Source organism: Brevibacterium sp. CT2-23B (assembly GCF_013168765.1).
Lineage (GTDB): Bacteria > Actinomycetota > Actinomycetes > Actinomycetales > Brevibacteriaceae > Brevibacterium > Brevibacterium sediminis.
This window is the reverse complement of record NZ_JABBYK010000005.1, coordinates 204,823-226,830: the sequence shown is the minus strand read 5'-3', so window position 1 is coordinate 226,830 and position 22,008 is coordinate 204,823. Positions and strand designations below refer to the sequence as shown.

The following is a 22,008-nucleotide window of genomic DNA, read 5'->3' as shown; positions in this document are numbered from 1 at the left end:
ACATCGAACCCCTCGTTCCGAATTTCCCGGAACGAGGGGTTCTGTCGTCGGCCACCTCGGTGATCGGAGGTTCCGACCTTGGTACGGTGACCTCATGACCTCCTCTGTGCCCTCGGCTCCGACATCCTCGACCGAGATCCAGCCGGACGTGCGGGTCCGCGGGGCCAGGGAACACAATCTGCGCAACGTCGATCTCACCGTGCCCCGGGATGCGCTCGTCGTGTTCACCGGAGTGTCCGGATCGGGCAAATCCTCCCTGGCCTTCGGCACCCTCTTTGCCGAGTCCCAACGCCGTTACCTCGAATCTGTGGCACCGTATGCCCGCCGGCTCATCGATCAGGCAGGGGTCCCCGACGTCGATTCGATCACGGGAATGCCGCCGGCCGTCGCCCTGCAACAGCAGCGCGGCGGGCGTAGCGCACGCTCGAGCGTCGGCAGCATCACCACGGTGTCCAGCCTCGTGCGCATGCTCTACTCACGGGCGGGATGGTACCCGGAGGGGCAGTCGATGCTGTTGGCCGAGGATTTTTCGACCAACACCGTCGAAGGTGCCTGCCCGGAATGCCACGGAATCGGCCGCGTCTACGAGGTGCCCGAGGACAAGATGGTCCCGGATCCGACGCTGACGATCCGGGAGCGCGCGATCGCTTCCTGGCCGAAGGCCTGGCACGGCCACCAGCTGCGCGATGTGCTCGTCGCTCTCGGCTACGACGTCGATGTCCCCTGGCAGGACCTGCCGCGCGAACACCGCGATTGGATCCTCTACACGGAAGAGACTCCGCACCTTCCCGTCCACTCCCGGCTGACGCTGGACGAGGCGCGCGAAGCGATCGCAGCAGGCGCCGAACCGACCTACTCGGGAACCTTCGTCGGAGCCCGGAAGTACGTGCTCGACACGTTTGCGAACACGAAGAGTGCCGGGATGAAACGGCGCGTCGCCGAATTCCTCAGTGCCGGTCCCTGCCCCGTGTGCCACGGAAAGAAACTCAGACCCGACGCTCTGTCGGTGACGATCGCCGGTCTCGACATCGCGGAATTCTCCGCGCTGCCGCTGCATGAACTCATGTCCGTCCTCCGCGATGAGGTCGCCTCGGCGAAGGTGGCTGCGGAGGCAGACGACCACCCGGCGGCGGACAAGCTCGCCGCATTCGTCCGCCTCGGCGAGGGTCTCATCGATCGGCTCCGGCCGATCGTCGATCTCGGTCTCGGGTACCTCTCACTCGATCGGACCACACCGACGCTGTCCGGAGGTGAGCTGCAGCGGTTGCGATTGGCCACTCAGCTGACCTCGGACCTCTTCGGCGTCGTCTACGTGCTCGACGAACCCTCCGCCGGCCTTCACCCGCAGGACGTGGATGCCCTGCTGGGTATCCTCGACGGGTTGAAGGACCGCGGGAACAGCCTCTTCGTCGTCGAACACTCCGTGGACATCATGCGCCATGCCGACTGGCTCGTCGACATCGGACCCGGCGCCGGCGAACGCGGCGGAGACGTCCTCTACAGCGGACCTACGGCCGGACTTGCCGAGATCGACGAATCCGTGACCAGGGGCTATGTCTTCGGTGGACGTGGACTCGAACCCCACGAACCCCGGCAGCCGCGAGGCTGGATGCACCTTGAGAACATCCGCCGCAACAATCTCCACGACATCAGCCTCGATCTGCCGCTGGGCTCGCTGACCGCCGTGACCGGAGTATCGGGTTCGGGCAAGTCCAGCCTCGTCAGCCAGGTGCTCCCGGCCATCGTCGGCGACCGGCTGGGCACCTCTACGACTGCTGATGAACCCGCGTCCGATGATGACGAGCTCCTGCTCACCGACGAACCCGAGGAGCTTGAGGGCACCGTCACCGGGGAACTCACCGGGGTCCGACGGGTGGTGAGCATCGATCAGAGGCCCATCGGCCGCACGCCCCGGTCCAACGTCGCCACCTATACGGGCCTGTTCGACCATGTGCGTCGCCGCTTCGCCGAGACGCCTGAGGCCAGAGAGCGCGGTTACAAGCCCGGTCGCTTCTCCTTCAACGTCGCCGGCGGACGGTGCCCCACCTGCGAGGGTGAAGGATCGGTCATGGTCGAGCTGCTGTTCCTGCCCTCGGTCTACACCGAGTGTCCCGACTGCCACGGCACCCGCTTCCAGTCGAGCACCCTGGAGATCCTGTGGCGCGGACGCAATATCGCCGAGATCCTGGGGATGAGCGTCGAGGAAGCCCACGACTTCTTCACCGGCGAATTCGACATCATGCGCTCCCTGACCGCACTCATCGACGTCGGCCTCGGCTATCTGCGCCTCGGCCAACCTGCCACCGAGCTCTCCGGCGGTGAGGCGCAGCGGGTCAAACTCGCCAGCGAGCTCCAGCGCTCCCAGCGCGGCGACACTCTCTACGTGCTCGACGAACCCACCTCCGGACTTCACTGCGCGGATGCCGACCGGCTCGTCGCGCACCTGCAGACCCTCGTCGACGCCGGCAACACGGTCGTCATGGTCGAACTCGATATGCGCGTCGTGGCAGTCGCCGACCACGTCGTCGAACTCGGTCCCGGCGCCGGTGACGACGGCGGCCGGGTCGTGGCGACCGGAACCCCCGCCGACATCGTCGACGTCGGAGCGGGCCCCTCCGCGAAATACCTCGCCGCGGCACTCTCCGAACTCCGGTGATCTGAGGCACACGACTTCATCTCAGCGGGCCGTGTGATCCCCAGAAGCAAGCGGATCCCGGGGCCTGCCGGAATTGTTGGAGGCGTCTAAGTCTCAGTTGTGCGTAGACACACCCGATTCGCGGCGGGAAGTCTTGAGATATGCCCACCGCAATCATCCGCCGTATCGCGATCTGCCTCGTCATCGCCGCACCCGCCGTGGTGCTGCGCATCACCGGCATCGAACTCGCCCCGGTTCTCGAGCTCCTCGCGTTCGGCGCCGCCATCGTCGCGGCCGCCTTCCTCCTGGCTTGGGCCGCCGAGGCGGCGCAGAAGGACATCTCGGGTGCCCTCGCGATCGCCCTGCTCGCCCTCATCGCGGTCCTCCCGGAATACGCCGTGGACCTCTACTACGCGTTCCGCTCCGGAACGGATCCGGATTACCTGCACTTCGCGGCGGCGAATATGACCGGATCGAACCGACTGCTGCTCGGCTTCGGGTGGCCGCTCGTCGTCATCATCGCCCTCCTCGTCGCCCGCCGCATGGCCAAGCGGACGAAGTCCCCCTTCCAGCATTCCCTGCACATCGACTCGGGCAGCCGGATGGACATCGGCTTCCTCGTCATCCTCGGTGTGATCGCCTTCGCCATTCCGCTGCTCGGCAGCATCCCCATCTGGTTCGGCTCAGCCCTCGTGCTCATCTTCGTCGCTTATCTGTGGCGGGCCGGGCAGGCCGCCGGCGATGACGAAGAGGAGTTCGTCGGCGCCGCGGCTCTCATCGTCGCCATGCCGCAGAAGGCCCGTCGGATCACGGTGGTGACGATGTTCGTCGTCTCGGCAGCGATCATCCTGCTGTCTGCCGAACCATTCGCCGAGGCGCTCGTGGCCTCGGGTTCGGCGTTGGGCATCGACAGCTACTTCCTCGTCCAGTGGCTGGCCCCGCTGGCCTCGGAGGCCCCCGAGTTCATCATCGCCGCAATGTTCGCCCTGCGCGGCATGGGCGGGGCCGCCATCGGCACACTCATCGCCTCGAAGGTCAACCAATGGAGCCTGCTCGTCGGCTCCCTGCCGATCGCGCATTTCGCGGGTGGGGGTGGTCTCGGGCTGCCTCTGGACGGGCGGCAGATCGAGGAGTTCACGCTCACGGCCACGCAGACCCTCCTCGGTGTGGCGATCATCTTGGCCCTGCGCTTCCACTGGGCACCAGCGCTGGGACTCGCCGCGCTCTTCGGGGTGCAGTTCTTCGTCACGGACACCTCCGGCCGCTATGTTCTCTCCGCGATCCAAGCGGTGCTGGCGATCGTCTTCCTTATCCTCCACCGCAGTGACATCCTCCCCACGCTCGCTGCCCCGTTCCGCAGACCGCAGCGCAGTGACGACGGTGCAGACCCCGCCGAGGCGGCCGATCCGGAGCGCGAACCGCCCGTCACAATGTCCGCCGACCCGAAGTCGACCGGTACCCGCGCGTAGAATGACGATCATGCCGCGCCCCTCTGTCACTCGCATGGTCGAGGACTATGTCACCCTCATCTGGAAGGCCTACGAATGGCCCGGCGGTCGCCCCGCCACCACCGAGATGGCCGAACAGCTGGGAGTGACCGCCTCGACGGTGTCGGCGAACCTCAAGAAGCTCGCTCGCGACGGCTACATCGACTACGAACCCTACGGGCAGATCGTGCTCACCGATGTGGGCCGGCAGATCGCCGTCGAGATCGTCAGACGCCATCGCATCGTCGAGTCCTACCTCGTCGAGGCTCTGGGGCTGACCTGGGATCAGGTCCATGACGAGGCGGATCGACTCGAACATGCCGTCTCCGATCTCGTGCTCGAACGGATGAACGCAGCGTTGGGAAGCCCGCAGCGTGACCCGCACGGCGATCCGATTCCCGATGCCGACGGGCACACAGCCGATTTCCCGAGCCGGCGGCTGCAGGAGACCGCCCCGGGCGTCGAGGTCGAGGTCGTGCGCGTGTCCGACCGGTCGCCTGAACTGCTGCGTTACCTCACCGATCGTGGAATCGTCATCGGCACGAAGCTGCAGGTGAGATCGATCAGCTCGGCCGCCTCGGCGATCGCGGTCAGCGTCGGCGACGAGATCATCGAACTCGCCCTCGACGCCGCCGACGCGATCCGCGTCGCACCCTGCGTCGGCTGAGGCAGACAGAGCCTCAGACCGACTGCGATTCCCACTCGGGATCCGCGGTGGCCTCGGTGTGTACTGCCTTCTGGCGCAATTCCCCTCCCCGCGCGTGTCCGGCGATGAGGAGGGTGATGAGCCCGCCGACGGTGACGAGCGCACCCGCCCACAGCGGTGAGGTATAGCCGAGGCCCGAGGCGATGGTCAGTCCGCCGACCCACGCCCCGAAGGCATTGCCGACGTTGAAGGCCGCGATGTTCGCTCCTGACCCGAGAGTCTGCGCGTCGCCGGAGTGGCGCATGATGCGCATCTGCATGGCCGGAACCGTGGCGAAGCCGAACCCGCCCATGAACACCAGCGCGATGATCGTGGCGACCTTGTTCTCGGCGATCAGAGAGAACACTGCGAGGATGACGACGAGACCGATGAGCAGGGTGAGCAGGGTCGCCCCGAGGTTCTTATCGGCCGCCCGACCGCCGAGGATGTTGCCGATGAAGAGGCCGACTCCGAAGAGGACGAGCAGCCATGGGACGGCGGCGCTGGAGAAGCCGGTCACTCCGGTGAGCGTGAACGCCATATAGCTGAAGGCTCCGAACATGCCCCCGTAGCCGAGGATCGTGATGAGGATCGACGCCCACACCTGACCGGAGGCGAAGATGCGGAATTCGCCGAGGATGCCCGAGGCCGCGTCCGATCGTGCCGGAATCGAGGGGACGAGGACGGCTATGCCGATGAGGGCGATGATGCCGATGACCGCGATGGTCCAGAAGGTCGACCGCCATCCGGCGGCCTGGCCGAGGAAGGTGCCCAAGGGGACTCCGAGGACGTTTGCCGTGGTCAGACCCGCGAACATCATCGAGATCGCCGCGGCCTGACGGTTCGCGGGCACCAGGGAAGCGGCCACGACCGCGCCGATGCCGAAGAAGGCGCCGTGGCAGAGTGCCGCGACGATGCGTCCGACCATCATCATCTCGTAGCTCGGGGCGAGAGCCGAGAGTCCGTTGCCGATGATGAAGAGGACCATGAGGCCGATGAGAGCCGTCTTCCGATCGACCCGGCTCAGCGCCACGGTGATCGCGATGGCTCCGATGGCGACAGCAAGGGCATAGCCGGAGATGAGGTATCCGGCGACGGTCTCGGAGACCGCGTAGTCTGCGGCCACCTCGGGCAGAAGGCCCATGATGACGAACTCGGTGAGTCCGATTCCGAACCCGCCGATGGCGAGAGCGAGCAGTGCGAGCGGCATGGTGGTGCAGACCTTTCGGTGGGGAGCGGATTCCGCGGTCGCGAAATCACGTGCGTGTGCAATAGAGCGCGTGTGCAGTAGTTGCAGACGCAATGAATATAGTTGCACACGCGTCTTATCCGCGCAAGTGGTGTATCCTTGAGAGACGTCGAGAACAAGGAGAATGACGTGGGCATCAGGGACGACGCGGTGGAGATCCGGGCCAAGGGCTGGCGCACGCTCGCTGCTCTGCACGGACTCATCGAGGTCGAGCTCGAACGCAGTCTCCAGCGCGAGCACGACCTCTCCGTGGTCGAATTCACCGTCCTCGATGCGCTGAGCCGGCAGGACGGCTGGCATATGCGCATGCGGCAACTCGCCCGCGCCGCCGCCTTGTCATCGAGCGCGACGACGCGGCTGGTCACTCGCCTCGAGGACCGCGGGCTGCTCACTCGTGTGCTCTGTGCCGACGACCGTCGCGGCATCTACACCGAACTCACCCCTGCCGGTGAGACGCTGCTCGCCGAAGCCCATCCGACGCATGACAGTGTGCTCGAATCCGCTCTCGCCGAAGCTCGTGAGACGCCGGAGCTCGCGCCACTGGTCTCGGCGCTCTATGCCGAGTCGGTCGTCTGAAGTTGCATCCTGAGTTGACTCACTCTGACCGCAGAGGCAGAGCTGGCCCAAAGGAAAAGGCCCGATCGACAGCGGAAATTCGCTGTCGATCGGGCCTTTTCGACCGCCTCGGCGATGGTGATCCTGCACTAGGGCACAGGACTCAGCCGATCAATTCCACCTGAGAACAGGTGCGACTGATCAGACGTGGACGCGGATGAGGTGTTCGTTGGTGAACGCCTGGAACGCCCACTGAGCGTTCTCACGTCCGTAGCCGGAGCGGTTGATGCCGCCGAAGGGGTATTCCGGTCCGGATTCCATGTGGCTGTTGATCAGCGTCATGCCGGCGTTGATCTTCTTGCCGAACTCCTGACCCTTCTCCAGATCGTCGGTCCACACCGAGGACATGAGGCCGTACTCGGAATCATTGGCCAGACGCAGAGCATCCTCTTCGTCCTTGGCACGGTAGATCATCACGGCCGGTCCGAAGAGCTCGTTGCAGCCGAGGTCCGAGTGCGGGTCGATGTCCGTGAGCACGGCCGGGGACATGAACCAGCCGGGGCGGTCGAGCTTCTTGCCGCCGGTGTGCAGGGTCGCACCATCGGCCACGGCCTTCTCGATCATCTCGATGATCTCGTCGCGAGCACCTTCGGAGGACACGGGTCCCATGCCGACCTCGGGGTCGTCGAAGTCGGAGATCTTCATGGCTTCGGCGGCCTTGACCGCCTCGGCGACGAATTCGTCGTAGAGCTCATCGACGACGATCATGCGCTTCGGCGAGGTGCAGACCTGGCCGGCGTTCGCCAGACGAATCCCGACGAGCTTCTGCGCCACCGAGGCGACGTCCTTCGAGTCGAGGACGACGGCCGGGTCATTTCCGCCGAGCTCGAGGACCGCGCGCTTGTAGTACTTCGCGGCGATCGCGGCCACCGACGCACCGGCACCCTCGGAACCGGTGAGTGAGAAGCCCTTGACGCGGAAGTCCTTGAGGACCTCCTCGGCGTGGGAGGAATCGAGGTAGATGTTCTGGTACACGCCCCTCGGCAGTCCCGCCTCGGTGAGGAGGTTCTCGAAGTACTGCGAGGACTTCGGACAGATCGACGCCTGCTTCATGATGATCGTGTTGCCGACCATGAGGTTGGGCAGCACGAAGCGGGCGATCTGGTTGTACGGGAAGTTCCACGGCATGATGCCCAGCAACACGCCAAGCGGCTGGTGCTCGACATAGCTGCTGGCCGCACCGGCGGCGGCCAGGTGGGTCGTGGACAGATGGGTGGCGGCGTTGTCGGCCATCCAGCGGGCGGTGCGGGCGACCTTGTCGACCTCGCCGAGGCCCTGCTTCTTGATCTTGCCCATCTCACGACCGATGATGTCGGTCATCTCATCGGCATTCTCATCGACGAGATCGGCGAACTTGCGCAGGATCGCCGCGCGCTCATGCAGCGGCGTCTCCTTCCACGCCAGATGTGCCTCGTGGGCACGATCGATGTAGGAAGGAATCTCCTCTTTGGGAACCGAGGCGAACTCCTCCTCGACTTCGCCGGTGTTGGCATTGGTGACAGCGAACTTGCTCATGGAACGTCCTTTCACGGGTTGACGATCTGTGCCCTGTAACAAACTACAGTCTCCCGACATTCCGCGACACTTGAGTCCATCCCTGGGATTGGGATCGGGCATAGGATTCGGACATGGAGAGAGTGAATGGAATCGGCGGATACTTCCTGCGGGCGGCCGACCCCGAGGCGATGACGGCCTGGTACCGCGACGTCCTCGGCGTCGACTTCGGTGATCACGGATTGTGGCAGCAGCCGGCCGGACCGACCGTGATCGGACTCTTCGAGGCCGACACCGACTATTTCGGGACGCGGCCGGAGGGTCAGGACCGGCAGCAGACGATGCTGAATTTCCGTGTCGGCGACCTCGACGCGATGATCGCGCAGCTCCGCTTTGCCGGCGCCGAAGTGGACGACGAGACCCAGCAGATGGACGGAATCGGACGCTTCGGTTGGGTGACCGATCCCGAAGGGAATCGGATCGAGCTGTGGGAACCGGAGGAACAGGACTGAATCTCGGTTGAACTGGGACTACGCGGCCGCCTCGGCGGTGGCGGGTTCCCTGCGATCATCGATCAGACGGCGTCTGACCGCGAACGACAGGACCGCGGCGATGACGCACATGGCCGCCCCGCCCCACCAGGCGTAGGTGTACTCACCGAAGGCGTCACGGACGGCGCCGGCGGCGAAGGCCGCGGCGGCGGCCCCGATCTGATGGGCGGCGAAGACCCAGCCGAAGACGATGGTGCCGTTGTCGCCGAAGATCTCCCGGCACAGAGCGGCCGTCGGCGGGACCGTCGCGACCCAGTCGAGGCCGTAGACGACGATGAAGAGGATCATGCTCGGGTGGACCGTGTCCGAGAGCAGCCAGGGCAGAAGCAGCAGGCCGACCCCGCGGAACGTGTAGTACGCGACGAGGAGGATCCGGGGATCGAATTTATCGGTCAGCCAACCGGAGAACACGGTGCCCACGATGTCGAAGATCCCGACGACCGCGAGCAGGCCGGCCGCCGTCGAGGCGGGCATCCCATGGTCGTGGGCCGAGGGGATGAAGTGGATGCCGATGAGGCCGTTCGTCGTCGCGCCGCAGATGGCGAAGGCGATGGCCAGGGCCCAGAACGAGCGATGACGGGCGGCGAAGAAGAGACCTGCGAAGGCGCGTCGGGCGGCACCGGTGCCGCGGCGTTCGGCGGGCGTGGTCGGGGCGGACTCCGCCGTGGTCGGGGTGTCGCCCTCAGGCTCGGTCTCGTCGTTGAAGTCGGTCGGGCGATCCGTGCTCGCATCAGCCGCACCGTAGGGCAGGACGCCCAGGTCAGTGGGATGATCGCGGAGGACGAACCAGACCAGCGGCACGGCGGCCATCGCCGCGATGCCGATGAGCAGGGATGCCGGCTTCCACCCCGTGGACTCGGCGATCGTCGCGACCGGCGGCAGGAAGATCAGCTGACCGGTGGCCGATCCGGCGGTGAGGATGCCCATGACCAGCCCGCGGCGGGCGACGAACCAGCGATCGGCGATGGTGGCAGCGAAGACAAGGGCCATCGAACCAGTGCCCAGCCCGATGAGCACTCCCCAGAATATGAGCAGTTGCCACGACGCGGTCATGAGCACGCTGCCTCCGGCGCCGAGGGCGACGAGAGCCAGAGCCGCGGCCACGACCTGGCGGATGCCGAAGCGATCCATGAGTGCCGCGGCAAAGGGGGCCGTGAGTCCGTAGAGCAGCAGGTTGACGCTCACGGCCAGGGACATGCTGCTCATCGACCACCCGAAGTCCGCATGGAGCGGGACCATGAGTGCTCCGGGAGCAGCCCGGAATCCGGCGGCAGCGAGCAGGGCGATGAAGGCGACGGAAGCGACCCACCAGGCGGGGTGGACGCGGCGGTGCCGCCGCTGCGCGGGTGGAGTGGTCGACATCGATCCCTCGAACTTTCTTCAAAGAAGTTATACTGGGGGAAGTATAAGCAGACTTCGTCGAAGAAAGGTAGTCGAGATGGCTTTGCGTTCGGATTGGTCGCAGGAGTTCTGTCCGGTGAAGCGGTCCCTCGACGTGCTCGGCGATCCGTGGGTGCTGCTCATCGTCCGCGACGTCCTCCATGGTCGGGGGCGTTTCGATCAGCTGCGTGAGAATCTCGGAATCTCCGAAGCCGTGCTCAGCCGGCGGTTGTCCGGGATGATCGAGGCCGGGCTGCTGACGAAGGTCGACTACGCCGATGGGGCCCGGATCCGGCAGGGCTATGCGGCCACCGAGGCCGCGGCCGATCTGCTGCCGATCCTGCAGCAGCTGTCGCTGTGGGCAGAGAAGCACACCGAACTGCCTGCCGGCGGAGGCCATATGGGACTCATCCACGAAGCCTGCGGGCAGGAGACGACTCAGGGCGAGGTCTGCAGCGCCTGCGGCGAGACTCTGGTTCCCGAACAGATGACCTGGGTCAAGCCATGGAAGGACGCGCGCGAACGGCTGCAGCCGGCTGGGACTCTGAGCTGAGCACTGACCGGACTGTACGGTCCGCTGGGACAAGCTGTACGGTCTGCTGGGACTAGCAGGCCACCTCGGCGAGGATGGGCTCTGATCGCCGTGCCCACGTCCGTTCGACGCGGATCGCCACGGCCACCACGACGAGTGCAGCGAGCGCGAGGACGATGGCGGCGATGACCGTGGAGGGGAAGCCGAACCCGGCGGCGATGACCCAGGCGCCGACGGCCGGTCCCACTGCATTGCCGACGTTGAAGGCCGAAGTGTTGACGCTGGCGGCCAGGGTCGGCGCCTGAGTCGCGATCTGGAAGACGCGGGCATTGAGCGCCCCGGCGATCGAGAAACCGCTGGCGCCGACGAGGACGATCATGATGACGGCAAGGATCGCATTGTCCGCGACCAGCCACAGGGCGCCGAGGCTGAGCGCCAAAGCCGTGAGGCTGCCGACGATATTGCCGAAGATATTCCTGTCGGCCAAGCGCCCGCCGACGACGACACCGACGAAGGCACCGACGCCGAAGGCAGCGAGGACTGCGGGAACGAGGTCCGCGGACAGGCCGGCCACCCGAGTGAGCAGCGGGGAGAAGTAGGAGAAGGACGCGAACACCGAAGCCTGGAACAGCGCCGTCGTGCCCAGGGCCAACCAGATTCGGGGTCCCTTGAACGCCGCGATCTCGGCACGCAGCAGCGTACGCAGGCTGGGGGCCGCCTCGGCGGGAGCAGGCGATTCTGCTTCGTCTGGGTCGGTGGACTTCGATGGGTCGGTGGACTTCGCGCTCGACCGGGTGGTCACGGCGATGAGAACGGCGGCTAGGGCGGTGACGAGGGCGACCGCCCAGAAAGTCGATCGCCACCCGAACTGGGTGCCGATCCATGTTCCCATCGGCACTCCGACGAGGTTGGCCACGGTGAGTCCGCCGACGAGGCTGGCGAGTGCGCGGCCCTGCACGGCGGCGGGAGCGATGGCCGAGGTGTGGACGGCGGCAACGGCCCAGAACCCGCCGCAGGCGAAGGCCGACAGCACCCTTGAGACCATGAGCAGTCCGTAGCTCGGTGACAGCGCCGCAAGGATGTGGAGGGCGGAGAAGCCGATGATCATGACAATCATCGTCGCTCGCCTGGGCAGGGTCAGCGTCAGCAGCGTCATGGCCGGTGCCCCGACGATCATGCCGACGGCGAAACCGGTGATGAGCAGGCCCGCCTGCGGGATCGTCACACTGAGGTCAGCGCTCAAGGGTTCGAGGATTCCGGCGATCATGAATTCGCTGGTGCCGAGGCAGAAGATCACGGCGGCCAGCAGATAGACCTGACCGGGGACCCGAGGCCTGAGAGAAGGCGGTGGTGAAGTGGTCATGGGGTGGGGCTGCCTTTCGTCGAGGCGCCTGGAGCACCTCCGGTTTCGAGGGTGGCCTTGCCGGCCGGAGTGCACAGTCCGGCGACGAAGGCTCGGGCCTGGGCGAGGACGTCCTCCGTGGTCATGACGCGGGCGGCGATGCGCAGGCCGGCGAGCACGCTGTGGATGAGTGGGGCATGGATTCGGGGGTCGAGGTCAGCGAGGATATGGCCCGCGGTCTGACCGCGCTCGATGATGCCTGAGTAGGTGTCGAGCCACGCGTCGCGGTCGGGGTCGAGGATCGAGCACACGGCATCGACTTCGCGGCCGAGCTCGGCCGCCGTGTTCGCCGACAGGCACCCGGTCCGGTTCTCGTCGTCGCACTGCTTCTTCAGCTCGCCGCCGAGGCGGTGCATGAGCAGGACGGGTGCGGGTTCGGGGCTGTGCTCGAGTTCCTCCCTGAGCGGGATGCCCGTGGCCGTGTAGTCACGCAGGGCGCGGAGGAAGACGGCGTCGAGGCTGTCGAAGGTGTTGTAGAAGCTCGAGCGGCCGATGTTCGCGCGTTCGCAGACCAGTCCGACATCGGTTCCCGCATAGCCGTGCTCGCTGAACACGGCGATGGCGGCATCGATGACGGACTGCTCGTCGAAGCTCTTCTTCCTGCCCATGTGACGAGACTAAAGCATTTTGGACACATGTGTCCAATAAAACAGTGGTGACGGTTTCGACGCCCTGGTCTCCGGCCCGGCTTCGGTCTGTGTTGCGGCCGTTCTCGGCCCGATCAGGAGTTGAGGATGCAGAATTCGTTGCCTTCGGGGTCGGCGAGGACGACCCAGGGTTCGTCTCCGGTCTGACCCACATCGACACGGCGTGCTCCGAGATCGAGGAGGCGGGCCACCTCGGCGTCACGGTCATCGGGCCGGAAATCGAGGTGGAGTCGGTTCTTCACGACCTTCTCTTCCCGGTCGATGCCGACGATGATTCCCGGCAGGCGACCGGGATTCTGCCGGATCTCGATCTCCGTGTCGTTCTCGTCGACGATCACCCAGCCGAGCGCTCGAGCCCACCAGCGCCCGAGCGTGAATGGGTCGGGCGAATCGATGACGATCTGTTCCCATTCCAATGACATGGCTTCACCTTTCGACAGTTGTCTCGGTTGTGCCCTCAGGCCCCGACGTCGCCGAGGTGGTGCCGGATTTCGTGGAGTCCGTAGAGCGTGAGCGAGGCGACGGTGAAGGCGTGACCGTCGGAGCGGAAACCCTGACGCTCCCATTCCTCCCCGCTGACCTGGGACAGGAGGCCGGCGTAGGACTCCGCGGCCGTACGCACGGCGGGGGCCACCTCGGCGGGATCGGCGTGGGCATAGTCGGATTCGACGGCGACCGCATCGCCGTCGAAGTTGTCCAAGATCGGGTCGGTCTCGGCCAGCATGCGCTCGGTGCGACGGCGGAATTCGTCGAGGACATCGCGCATATGAGCGGCGTATTCGATGTCCGACCACCGGTCCGGACTGCGCCGTTCGGTAGCGTCATCCCTGGTCAGAACCGTCTGCCAGGTGGCGGCCGCCTCGGTGAGGGTGGTCGGGACGTCGGGCGGGTCTTCGGTGCCGGTGAAGCCGCACTCGGAGCAGCCGCCGGCGAGGACATCGGTCCAGTCGCGGGTGTCAGGGGTGATCTCGCTCATTCGCTGTCCTTTTTGGAGCTCGCCTTCTTGCTTCCGGACTTGGTGGTTCCGGTTGTCTTGCCGCTCGCCTTCCTGCCACTCGTCTTCTTGCCGTCGTTGAGGATCTCGGCGAGCACGGTGGCCTGGCTGATGTCATCGCGCTTGGCCGCCGTGAGCAGGGTCAAGGTCCCCTTCTGCGCGAGCTCGCGCAGTTCATCGAGGGCCTGCTCGGCTTCATCGCTCTTCAGTTCCTCGCGGAAGCGGCGGGCGAACTCGTCGAACTTCTCCGGGTCGTGGGAATACCATTTGCGCAGTTCGGTCGAGGGCGCGACGTCCTTGACCCAGTCGTCGAGTTCGGCCTTGTCCTTGCTCACACCGCGCGGCCAGACTCGATCGACGAGGATCCGGGTCCCATCGGAGGTCTGCGCTTCGTCGTAGATGCGGCGGACCCGGACCATGTGTGCGCTGCTCTCGGCGGAGCTCTTCTTCCCGGACATCGGAGGATGTTCCTTTCGCTCGCTTCCCTTCGAGTCTACGACGCGAATGCAGCGGCAGTGCCCGTCTGCCTCTGCCGGTCTTGTCGACAGCTGTTTCTGACGACAGCTGCTCTCAACGACAGTCGGTATGGGCACCGTGGCCAATCGCGCCTGGTGAGGCGTAGACTCCGAGACGTAGGTCACCTTGGTGTCCCGAGGTGCACCGCGCCGAAGCCGCGAGCGGAGGAGATGATGCAGTGACCGTCTGGCAACAGGCATTCCCCAATGGGAAGAGTCCGCAACGGGTGCTGGTCCCGCCGTCGCCGTCTGCGATCTTCCTCGTCCTCACGGTCCGCCCCGGATTCGAGAGCAGAGTCAAGGACTTCCTGTCCGAGATCGCAGGGCTGACTCGAACCGTCGGCTTCCGCTCCCGCGAAGCCGATCTCAGCTGTGTCACGGGCATCGGCGCCGACCTCTGGGACCGCATGTTCACCGCGCCCCGCCCCCGGGGTCTCCACCCCTTCATCGAACAGCGCGGAGACGTCCACACGGCACCGTCCACCCCGGGTGATCTGCTGTTCCACATCCGCGCTCGCCGCATCGACATGTGCTTCGAACTCGCCCGACTCATCGGCGATGCTTTGCAGGGCGCCGTCGACGTAGCCGACGAAGTCCACGGCTTCCGTTACTTCGACGAACGCGACATCCTCGGTTTCGTCGACGGCACCGAGAACCCCGAGGACCAGGGTGCCGTCGACGCCGTGTTCCGCCACCCCGATGACGTCGCCCAGGATTCCGGCCCGGAGGCCATCCTGGATTCCGCCGAGGCGGGACCCGATGTCGCTGCCGCCGCCGGGGCAGGAGCCGAGGTGGGAGCCGTTCCCGGCGATGGCGCCCCGGGCTATCCGGGCAGCACCTTTGTGATCGTTCAGAAGTACACACACGACATGGCCGCCTGGGACGCACTCAGCGTCGAGGAGCAGGAAGCGGCCTTCGGGCGGCACAAACTCTCCGACGTCGAATTCGCCGAGGAGGACAAAGCACCGAACTCGCACCTCGTGCTCAATTCGATCGAGGACGAGGACGGCAACGACCGGGAGATCGTGCGCGACAATATGGTCTTCGGATCCGTCGGCTCCGCGGAGTACGGCACTTATTTCATCGCCTATGCAGCAGACGTGACGACGACCGAGCAGATGCTTACGAACATGTTCATCGGAGACCCGGTGGGCACCTACGACCGGATCCTCGACTTCTCGACCGCGGTGACCGGAGGGCTGTTCTTCGTCCCGTCCCAGGATTTCCTCGACGATCCCGATGGGGAACTCGCGGAGGCGGGACTCGGGATCGGCGGAGCCGCCTCGGCGAAGGTCGATGGACCGGACATCGACGACGGATCGGACGACGATCCGGTCGCTGATGAACCGACAGACAGCGACGACCCGACAGATTCGGACACCTCAGCACCCACGGACGGCAGCCTGGGAATCGGCAGCCTGAACAGGAGACGACAGTGAACAATCTCTATCGCGAACTCGCCCCGATCACCGGCCCGGCCTGGGCGGAGATCGAGGAGGAGGCTCGGCGCACCTTCAAGCGCAATATCGCCGGTCGGCGCATCGTCGACGTCGAGGGGCCGACCGGTTTCGAGACCTCCTCGGTGACCACGGGACATATCAAGGATGTGCAGTCCTATTCGTCGGGTCTGCACATTCGACAGCGCATCGTGCAGGAATTCGTCGAACTGCGCGCCCCCTTCACTGTCACGCGTGAGGCCATCGACGATGTTGCACGCGGCTCCGGCGATTCGGACTGGCAGCCGGTCAAGGACGCAGCGACGACGATCGCCCTGGCCGAGGACCGGGCCATCCTCCACGGACTCGACTCCGCGGGCATCGGCGGAATCGTCCCGAACTCGTCGAACGCGGCCGTGACCCTGCCCGATGCAGTGGAGGACTATGCGGACGCGGTGGCGCAGGCGCTGTCGAGCCTGCGCACGGCCGGTGTCGACGGACCCTACAGCCTGCTGCTGTCCGAGGCTGAATACACGAAGGTCTCCGAGTCGACCGACCACGGCTTCCCGATCCGCGATCACCTCTCCCGCCAGCTCGGCGCCGGGGAGATCGTCTGGGCGCCGGCGCTCGAAGGTGCCCTGCTCGTGTCCACCCGCGGCGGCGACTACGAACTCCACCTCGGCCAGGACCTGTCGATCGGCTACAGCGGCCACGACAGCGAGACCGTCGACCTGTACCTGCAGGAGACCTTCGGCTTCCTCGCGCTCACCGACGAATCGAGCGTCCCCCTGCACCCCTGAGCCCGGCTCGGTGAACTGCTGCGCATGCGGAGTCGCGGCGCAGCCCCCAGGTCGCGCTGCACAGCAGAGGGCCGCAGTTGCCTAGGCATCGGGTTCTGTTCCCTGAATCATCGGGTTCTGTACGGTTGCACATCGAGTTCTGATCCAGTCATCGAGCTATATTGCGATCACTGGATCAGAAGTCGATGACTCCCCACGAGGTGGCCTAGCGGCGGGCAGCCTCGCTGAGGTTGCTCAGCACAAGCGTGCGCACCTGCCGGTCGATATAGGTCTCCAGGTCGAGCCCGATCCGCTGGAAGTACCAGTACTTGAGCGCCCACATATGGGCGATCGACATGAGGTCGTGCCCGAGCACCTGAGCATCGACATCACGCAGGTCGCCTGCCTCGACGGCGGCGGTGACGACGTCGACGAGGGGCTGGAGGGTCTCGAGCTCCTGGTCCTGGATCGACTTCAGTCCGTCCTTCGACAGTGCCCTGGAGACCTGATAGGTGAGCACGACCGCATGTCTCTGTTCACCGACGATGCGGCAGAACTCCGTGAACGCGGCGATGACCTTGTCCACGGGTTCGGCCGCCTCGGCGATGGCGGAAGGGACACGGAGACGGAACTCCTCGAGGACGCGGGTGATCGCGGCGAGCACGATCTGCTCCTTGTCCGAGAAGTACTTGTACAGCAGTCCGACACTGACCCCGCCGGACCTCGCGATCGCCTGCATGGACACCGAATGAGTGCCCTTCTCCTGCATCAGACGCACGGCGGCGTCGACGATCTGCCGCTCTCGGAATTCCGCGCGGGCACCACGGACGATCGCGTTGAGATCTTCGGATTCAGCTGACATGCTCGGCGGCGACTTCCTCTCTGAGCTTGAACTTCTGAATCTTACCGCTTGGCGTGCGAGGGAACTCGTCGAGGCACTGCAGGGCCTCGGGCCAGTACTGCTTGGCCACTCCCTTCGCGTCGAAGAACTCCTGCAGCTCGTCCATCGTCAGGCTGTGGCCCTCATTGAGGGTCACGACCGCGCACGCGATCTCCTGCAGCCGGGGATGCGGCACCGCGACTACGGCGACCTGGGAGACCGCGGGATGTTCGTAGAGAACGTTCTCGATATAGGCCACCGGGATGTTCTCGCCGCCGCGGATGATGATGTCCTTCGACCGCCCCGCGATCCGGATGAAGCCTTCGGCATCCATTTCGGCGAGGTCTCCGGTATCGAGCCAAACGCCTGCGAAGGCGTCTGCCGTCTGCTCCGGTTCATCGAGGTAGCCGACGAACAGGAATGGGCCCGTGACCTGGATTTTTCCTTCGACGCCCGCGGGCACGGGTTCCCCGAGGGGATCGACGATGCGGACCTTCATCGAGCCCAGTGCTCGTCCGTCGGTGCTCGTGACCTTCTCCTCCGAATCGCCCGGCGCCGTCATCGTCACCAGCCCGCATTCCGTCTGTCCCCAGCCGCCGAAGACGTTGAGCTCCGGAAGCAGCGTGCGCGCCTCATTGACCATGACGCGTGGAATCGGGGCGCCCATGCAGCAGAAGTGCTTGAGGGAGGACAGGTCGTGCTGCGTCGACTTCGCCACCTCGAGCAGATCGTGGAGGAACGGAGTCGCCCCCGATGTGTGCTGGATTCCGTGCTCGGCGACGAGACGGGCGAACTCCTCGCCGTTCCACACGTCCTGGAACACGCCCGAACCGCCGATGAGCAGAGGCAGACACACTCCGTACATGTAGCCGGTGAGATGGCCGAAGGTCGAGGCCATGTGGATGACCGAATCCTCGTCCAGGCCCAGGTGATCCGGCCACGGCAGCGAGGCCGCGAGCACGTTGTTGTGCGTGTGCATCACACCCTTGGGATTGCCCGTCGTCCCCGAGGTGAAGAGGATGAGTCCGACATCATTGGGGTCCGGGCGCCGGCCGTCCCAAGCGATGGATTCGATCGCCGAGGCGGCCGACCGTGAACCGTCCGAGCTTGAGTCGCGTTCCCCTCGAGCCAGGAATTCCGTCCACCTCTCGAAGCCGTCCCGACCGTCGAAGGTCGCCTCGCCAGGGGTGTCGAGGACGATCGTGTGCTGCAGCTCTGGCAGGTTCGGACGCAGTCGGTCGACCATATCGGGATAGTCGAACTTTCGGAAGCGATTGGGCACGAAGAGCACCGAGACCGACGCCTTCTTCGCCATATACCCGATCTCGCGGTCCCGATAGATCGGGATGAGGCCGTTGGTCACAGCGCCGGCCTTGATCGCGCCGAGGTGGATGACCAGCCATTCATACCAGTTCGGCAGCTGCACACCCACCACGTCGCCGGGTTCGACCCCGAGGTCGACGAGCGCCTGGGCACAGCTGTCGACATCCGAGCTGAGCTCGGCATAGGTGTGAGCACCGTAGGGATCGCGGGTGACGACCGCGTCCGGTCGTTGTGCACTCCAGTGCTCGAGGTGGTCGAGCAGGGTCTGGTTCTTCCAGTCCCCGGATGAGGTGAATTCCTTGATGAGGGAGTCGGTCAGGATGGTCTCGAATCGGGTGGGCATAGCAGGGCTCCTTTGCTCTGGTGTCGTGCCTGTGACTCGGGTGGTGCTGGTAGTCGTGCTGACAACTGCCGCCGACGGGAGACGGCCGTGATGCTCAGGCCATCGTCAGTCCGCCGGAGACGGAGAGTGTCTGGCCGGTGACATAAGCGGAATCGGGACGGGCGAAGAAGGCCACGGCATTCGCGAGGTCCTCGGGCTGGGCGAGCCGACGCATCGGAATCGCCTTCTCCAGTGCGGTGCGCAGCTTCGGATTGTCCGCGGAGATCTCAGCGAACAGCGGCGTGTCGGCCGGTCCGGGACACACGCAGTTCGCGGAGATCCCGTGACGGGCGACCTCGCGGGCGAAGGTCTTCGTGAACGAGATGATCCCGCCCTTGGCCGCCGAGTACACGGCCTCCCCGCTCGACCCGACCCGGCCGGCGTCCGAGCCGATGCTGATGACGGATCCCGATCCGGCTGCGATCATGTGCTCGGCCGCCGACTGCGTGCAGTTGAGCGTGCCGAGGAGGTTGATCGCGATGACCCGCTGCCAGGTCGCCGGCGTCGACTCCATGAACGGTTCGACCTTGTCCCAGCCGGCGTTGTTGACGAGGACGTCGATGCGTCCGAAGCGCTCGACCACCTCGGCGATCATGGCGTCCACGGCCGCACGGTCGGTGACGTCGGCGGCGAGCCCGATCGAATCATGCCCCAGCGCCGAGGCGGTGTCCGCGGCCGTCTGTGCGTCGAGGTCGGCGACGACGACGGTGGCGCCGTCGGCGGCGAGGCGGGTCGCGATTCCCTTGCCGATTCCGGAGGCGGCACCGGTGACGATGATGATGCGATCGGTCAGAGGTGCGGTCTGAGTGGGTGCTGACATGGTGTGTCCTTCCAGTGGAGAGTCTGATGCTGCGGTTGGAATGTGAGCCGTGCGAGAGGAGTGCCAGTGGAGAAGCTATGGGTGGGACCGGTTTGTGTTCTTCCCGGTCAGGGGGCGTAATCGCGACCGGCGGAGTTGCGGGCGATGATGAGCTTCATGATCTGGGCGGTGCCGTCGCCGATCTGCATGCCGAGCACGTCGCGCAGTCGTTTCTCGACGTCCCGGTCCTGTTTGTAGCCGTTCTGTCCGTGCAGAAGCAGGCACTGATGGACCGCATGGTAGGCCTCGAGCGGGGCCCACCACTTGCACATGGCCGCCTGAGAGGTGTGCGGGTGGCCCTCGTCGCCGAGGCGCAGAGTGTCCAGGCATAGCAGTCGGGCCGCCGCCATCTTCGTCTCCGCCTCGGCCAGGGGGAAGGAGACCCCTTGGAACTTCGACAGCGGCTGATCGAAGGCCTCACGTCCCTTGACGTAGGCCCAGGCATCCTCGATCGCGCGCGTCGCAGTCCCCGTGCACTGCAGTCCGATGAGAGCTCGAGAGAAGTCGAATCCCTGCATGACCTGGGTGAATGCTCCACCGACCTCGCCGAGGAGGTGGTCGGCGGGCACACGGACATCGGTGAAGTCCACGCTGCCGCGAGCGACGGCCGCCTGACCCATGTCGATGATGGGGTTCCGGGTGACTCCGGGGGCGTCGAGGTCGACGAGGAACGCCGAGATGCCCTTTCCGCGCCCCGCCTCGGGGTCGGTGCGGGCGAAGATCACCGTTGCCGTCGAGGTCATGGCCAGCGACATCGACTTCGTGCCGTTGACGATCCAGTCGTCGCCGTCCCGTCGGGCCGTGGTCGAGGGGTTTCCGGCGTCCGAACCAGCCTCGGGTTCGGAGAGTCCGATGGCCACCGTTTCGTCACCGGTTGTGATGAGGCGGCAGTAGTGGGCGGCCACCTCGGTGCTGGCATTGCGGGCGATGACCTGTCCGATGAGGGATCCGACGACCTGGATATAGGCGACGGTGAGGTCTCCACGGGCGATGGCCTCGGTGACGAGACCCGCGGTGACCTTGGTCAGTCCGGCCCCGCCGAGGTGGGTCGGCAGTTCGGGGGCGATGAGACCGGCGTGGCCCATCTCCCGGGTGATATCGGCACCGATGCGGCCGGCGGCTTCGCGTTCTCGGGCCTCGCTGATGAGCCGCTCCTCGAATCCGGCCGCCGCATCGAGCAGGGTCTGGGTATCGGGGGTGAGAGTCGTGTCCACGGGAATCCTCTGTGCTGTCAGGGTCTGTGCGGGTGGGATCTGTGCCGGCGGGGCGCCGGGGGTCAGTACGCGCCGTCGAAGCGACTGAAGTCCGGATCACGCTTCTCCGCGAAGGCGGCCGCTCCTTCGTGTGATTCCGGGGAGTGCGCGTAGAGGTCGAGGGCGCTCATGGCGAGGTTCGTGAAGCCGGTCTGCATCTCGGAATCGGCGTTGAATGACTGCTTGAGGAAGCGCAGCGCCGTCGGTGCCTTGAGACCGAGGGCCCGGGCGCGTTCCTTGGCGCGGGGCATGAGTTCGTCGGCGTCGACGACTTCGTTGGCCAGGCCCCAGAATTCGGCCTTCTGTGCGTCGATGAGTTCGCAGAAGTACCACATCTCACGGGCGCGCTTCTCACCGATGACCCGGGCGAGGAAAGCCGAACCGTAGCCGGCGTCGAAGGATCCGACCTTGGGGCCGGCCTGGCCGAAGCGCGCGTGCGAGGCCGCGATCGTGATGTCACAGAGGGTGGTGAGCACGTTTCCGCCGCCGATGGCGACACCGTTGACCGCGGAGATCACCGGTTTCGGCACCGAGCGGATGACCTTGTGGAGTTCGGAGATGCGGAACATGCCGTAGCGGCCGGGGCCGTAGTCGCCGGTCCGCGCCTTCTGTTTGACGTCGCCGCCGGCGCAGAAGGACTTCTGCCCGGAACCGGTGAGGATGATCGAACGGACGCGGTTGTCGCCCCAGGCGAGAGTGAAGGCTTCGATGAGCTCGTCGACGGTCTGCGACCGGAACGAATTGAAGGAATCGGGCCGGTTGATCGTGATGACCGCGAAGGTCTCTTCCACCACGTAGAGGATGTCGTCGAAATCCGTGGCTGCGGTCTGCTGAGTCGGGCTGGTGGATGTTGGCATCGTTGCCTCCTCGAACGAATAATGAATCTATGTTCACACCTAGTGAACATCAG

21 protein-coding genes are annotated in these 22,008 nt (G+C 65.7%); 8 read left to right on the top strand and 13 right to left on the bottom strand.

All coding sequences use genetic code 11. The annotated features are described in order from the left end of the window. The first annotated feature begins 94 nt into the window (after positions 1-94). The 3 genes from HIM68_RS13995 to HIM68_RS13985 all read left to right on the top strand — a co-directional run bounded on the left by HIM68_RS13995 (position 95) and on the right by HIM68_RS13985 (position 4,789). Positions 95-2,656, top strand: a complete 2,562-nt coding sequence (locus tag HIM68_RS13995; RefSeq protein WP_172173131.1) for an excinuclease ABC subunit UvrA — start codon at positions 95-97, stop codon at positions 2,654-2,656. A 140-nt stretch (positions 2,657-2,796) separates the two neighbouring features. Then, positions 2,797-4,104: a sodium:proton exchanger gene (locus HIM68_RS13990; protein WP_172173129.1), complete on the top strand. Its 1,308-nt coding sequence runs from the start codon at positions 2,797-2,799 to the stop codon at positions 4,102-4,104. A gap of 10 nt (positions 4,105-4,114) precedes the next feature. Next, the gene (locus HIM68_RS13985; RefSeq protein WP_172173127.1) at positions 4,115-4,789 is read left to right on the top strand and encodes a metal-dependent transcriptional regulator; all 675 of its coding nucleotides are present in this window, start codon (positions 4,115-4,117) and stop codon (positions 4,787-4,789) included. A 13-nt stretch (positions 4,790-4,802) separates the two neighbouring features. Here the strand turns inward: HIM68_RS13985 and HIM68_RS13980 are convergent, their stop codons facing one another. Then, positions 4,803-6,017: an MFS transporter gene (locus tag HIM68_RS13980; protein WP_172173125.1), complete on the bottom strand. Its 1,215-nt coding sequence runs from the start codon at positions 6,015-6,017 to the stop codon at positions 4,803-4,805. A gap of 168 nt (positions 6,018-6,185) precedes the next feature. Between HIM68_RS13980 and HIM68_RS13975 the strand changes: the two genes are divergently transcribed. Next, positions 6,186-6,632, top strand: a complete 447-nt coding sequence (locus HIM68_RS13975) for a MarR family winged helix-turn-helix transcriptional regulator (protein ID WP_172173123.1) — start codon at positions 6,186-6,188, stop codon at positions 6,630-6,632. Positions 6,633-6,812: 180 nt separating this feature from the next. On the opposite strand, the gene HIM68_RS13970 is transcribed toward HIM68_RS13975, so the two are convergent. Continuing rightward, positions 6,813-8,186 carry an aldehyde dehydrogenase family protein gene (locus HIM68_RS13970; protein ID WP_172173121.1) on the bottom strand — a complete coding sequence of 458 codons (1,374 nt, stop codon included), beginning with the start codon at positions 8,184-8,186 and terminating at the stop codon, positions 6,813-6,815. A 113-nt stretch (positions 8,187-8,299) separates the two neighbouring features. Here HIM68_RS13970 and HIM68_RS13965 point away from each other — a divergent pair, with 113 nt between their 5' ends. Further along, positions 8,300-8,677 carry a VOC family protein gene (locus HIM68_RS13965; protein WP_172173119.1) on the top strand — a complete coding sequence of 126 codons (378 nt, stop codon included), beginning with the start codon at positions 8,300-8,302 and terminating at the stop codon, positions 8,675-8,677. Positions 8,678-8,695: 18 nt separating this feature from the next. Here the strand turns inward: HIM68_RS13965 and HIM68_RS13960 are convergent, their stop codons facing one another. Further along, the gene (locus tag HIM68_RS13960; protein ID WP_172173117.1) at positions 8,696-10,078 is read right to left on the bottom strand and encodes an MFS transporter; all 1,383 of its coding nucleotides are present in this window, start codon (positions 10,076-10,078) and stop codon (positions 8,696-8,698) included. Between the two features lie 76 nt (positions 10,079-10,154). Here HIM68_RS13960 and HIM68_RS13955 point away from each other — a divergent pair, with 76 nt between their 5' ends. After that, on the top strand, positions 10,155-10,649 hold the full coding sequence (locus tag HIM68_RS13955; RefSeq protein WP_139909554.1) for a helix-turn-helix domain-containing protein: 495 nt from the start codon (positions 10,155-10,157) through the stop codon (positions 10,647-10,649). Between the two features lie 52 nt (positions 10,650-10,701). On the opposite strand, the gene HIM68_RS13950 is transcribed toward HIM68_RS13955, so the two are convergent. From HIM68_RS13950 to HIM68_RS13930, 5 genes are all read right to left on the bottom strand, one after another. Next, the gene (locus HIM68_RS13950; RefSeq protein WP_172173115.1) at positions 10,702-11,991 is read right to left on the bottom strand and encodes an MFS transporter; all 1,290 of its coding nucleotides are present in this window, start codon (positions 11,989-11,991) and stop codon (positions 10,702-10,704) included. Further along, positions 11,988-12,638, bottom strand: a complete 651-nt coding sequence (locus HIM68_RS13945; RefSeq protein ID WP_172173113.1) for a TetR/AcrR family transcriptional regulator — start codon at positions 12,636-12,638, stop codon at positions 11,988-11,990. The genes HIM68_RS13950 and HIM68_RS13945 overlap by 4 nt, the downstream gene beginning before the upstream one ends. 113 nt (positions 12,639-12,751) lie before the next feature. After that, the gene (locus HIM68_RS13940) at positions 12,752-13,099 is read right to left on the bottom strand and encodes a VOC family protein (RefSeq protein WP_172173111.1); all 348 of its coding nucleotides are present in this window, start codon (positions 13,097-13,099) and stop codon (positions 12,752-12,754) included. Between the two features lie 35 nt (positions 13,100-13,134). Further along, the gene (locus HIM68_RS13935; RefSeq protein WP_172173109.1) at positions 13,135-13,653 is read right to left on the bottom strand and encodes a DinB family protein; all 519 of its coding nucleotides are present in this window, start codon (positions 13,651-13,653) and stop codon (positions 13,135-13,137) included. Then, a complete protein-coding gene (locus tag HIM68_RS13930) occupies positions 13,650-14,129 on the bottom strand; it encodes a DUF488 domain-containing protein (protein WP_172173107.1) in 480 nt (159 codons plus the stop codon). The genes HIM68_RS13935 and HIM68_RS13930 overlap by 4 nt, the downstream gene beginning before the upstream one ends. 236 nt (positions 14,130-14,365) lie before the next feature. Between HIM68_RS13930 and HIM68_RS13925 the strand changes: the two genes are divergently transcribed. After that, entirely contained in the window at positions 14,366-15,625 is a 1,260-nt protein-coding gene (locus tag HIM68_RS13925; RefSeq protein ID WP_172173105.1) for a Dyp-type peroxidase, read from the top strand. Continuing rightward, entirely contained in the window at positions 15,622-16,422 is an 801-nt protein-coding gene (locus tag HIM68_RS13920; RefSeq protein ID WP_139467630.1) for a family 1 encapsulin nanocompartment shell protein, read from the top strand. The genes HIM68_RS13925 and HIM68_RS13920 overlap by 4 nt, the downstream gene beginning before the upstream one ends. 205 nt (positions 16,423-16,627) lie before the next feature. On the opposite strand, the gene HIM68_RS13915 is transcribed toward HIM68_RS13920, so the two are convergent. The 5 genes from HIM68_RS13915 to HIM68_RS13895 form a co-directional block, all read right to left on the bottom strand. After that, positions 16,628-17,263: a TetR/AcrR family transcriptional regulator gene (locus HIM68_RS13915; protein WP_139467631.1), complete on the bottom strand. Its 636-nt coding sequence runs from the start codon at positions 17,261-17,263 to the stop codon at positions 16,628-16,630. Next, on the bottom strand, positions 17,253-18,947 hold the full coding sequence (locus HIM68_RS13910; RefSeq protein ID WP_172173103.1) for an AMP-binding protein: 1,695 nt from the start codon (positions 18,945-18,947) through the stop codon (positions 17,253-17,255). The genes HIM68_RS13915 and HIM68_RS13910 overlap by 11 nt, the downstream gene beginning before the upstream one ends. Before the next feature lie 94 nt (positions 18,948-19,041). Next, positions 19,042-19,806: an SDR family NAD(P)-dependent oxidoreductase gene (locus HIM68_RS13905; RefSeq protein WP_139467633.1), complete on the bottom strand. Its 765-nt coding sequence runs from the start codon at positions 19,804-19,806 to the stop codon at positions 19,042-19,044. A gap of 107 nt (positions 19,807-19,913) precedes the next feature. Continuing rightward, positions 19,914-21,059, bottom strand: a complete 1,146-nt coding sequence (locus HIM68_RS13900; protein WP_172173101.1) for an acyl-CoA dehydrogenase family protein — start codon at positions 21,057-21,059, stop codon at positions 19,914-19,916. A gap of 62 nt (positions 21,060-21,121) precedes the next feature. Then, on the bottom strand, positions 21,122-21,955 hold the full coding sequence (locus tag HIM68_RS13895) for an enoyl-CoA hydratase-related protein (RefSeq protein WP_172173099.1): 834 nt from the start codon (positions 21,953-21,955) through the stop codon (positions 21,122-21,124). Between the last annotated feature and the right edge of the window lie 53 nt (positions 21,956-22,008).

What these genes read in the sequence shown, in the direction of transcription:
- HIM68_RS13995 (WP_172173131.1), top strand. Translation starts at nt 95, where the DNA reads ATGACCTCCTCTGTGCCCTCGGCTCCGACATCCTCGACCGAGATCCAG.
- HIM68_RS13990 (WP_172173129.1), top strand. Translation starts at nt 2,797, where the DNA reads ATGCCCACCGCAATCATCCGCCGTATCGCGATCTGCCTCGTCATCGCC.
- HIM68_RS13985 (WP_172173127.1), top strand. Translation starts at nt 4,115, where the DNA reads ATGCCGCGCCCCTCTGTCACTCGCATGGTCGAGGACTATGTCACCCTC.
- HIM68_RS13980 (WP_172173125.1), bottom strand. Translation starts at nt 6,017, where the DNA reads ATGCCGCTCGCACTGCTCGCTCTCGCCATCGGCGGGTTCGGAATCGGA.
- HIM68_RS13970 (WP_172173121.1), bottom strand. Translation starts at nt 8,186, where the DNA reads ATGAGCAAGTTCGCTGTCACCAATGCCAACACCGGCGAAGTCGAGGAG.
- HIM68_RS13965 (WP_172173119.1), top strand. Translation starts at nt 8,300, where the DNA reads ATGGAGAGAGTGAATGGAATCGGCGGATACTTCCTGCGGGCGGCCGAC.
- HIM68_RS13960 (WP_172173117.1), bottom strand. Translation starts at nt 10,078, where the DNA reads ATGTCGACCACTCCACCCGCGCAGCGGCGGCACCGCCGCGTCCACCCC.
- HIM68_RS13955 (WP_139909554.1), top strand. Translation starts at nt 10,155, where the DNA reads ATGGCTTTGCGTTCGGATTGGTCGCAGGAGTTCTGTCCGGTGAAGCGG.
- HIM68_RS13950 (WP_172173115.1), bottom strand. Translation starts at nt 11,991, where the DNA reads ATGACCACTTCACCACCGCCTTCTCTCAGGCCTCGGGTCCCCGGTCAG.
- HIM68_RS13945 (WP_172173113.1), bottom strand. Translation starts at nt 12,638, where the DNA reads ATGGGCAGGAAGAAGAGCTTCGACGAGCAGTCCGTCATCGATGCCGCC.
- HIM68_RS13940 (WP_172173111.1), bottom strand. Translation starts at nt 13,099, where the DNA reads ATGTCATTGGAATGGGAACAGATCGTCATCGATTCGCCCGACCCATTC.
- HIM68_RS13935 (WP_172173109.1), bottom strand. Translation starts at nt 13,653, where the DNA reads ATGAGCGAGATCACCCCTGACACCCGCGACTGGACCGATGTCCTCGCC.
- HIM68_RS13930 (WP_172173107.1), bottom strand. Translation starts at nt 14,129, where the DNA reads ATGTCCGGGAAGAAGAGCTCCGCCGAGAGCAGCGCACACATGGTCCGG.
- HIM68_RS13915 (WP_139467631.1), bottom strand. Translation starts at nt 17,263, where the DNA reads ATGTCAGCTGAATCCGAAGATCTCAACGCGATCGTCCGTGGTGCCCGC.
- HIM68_RS13910 (WP_172173103.1), bottom strand. Translation starts at nt 18,947, where the DNA reads ATGCCCACCCGATTCGAGACCATCCTGACCGACTCCCTCATCAAGGAA.
- HIM68_RS13905 (WP_139467633.1), bottom strand. Translation starts at nt 19,806, where the DNA reads ATGTCAGCACCCACTCAGACCGCACCTCTGACCGATCGCATCATCATC.
- HIM68_RS13895 (WP_172173099.1), bottom strand. Translation starts at nt 21,955, where the DNA reads ATGCCAACATCCACCAGCCCGACTCAGCAGACCGCAGCCACGGATTTC.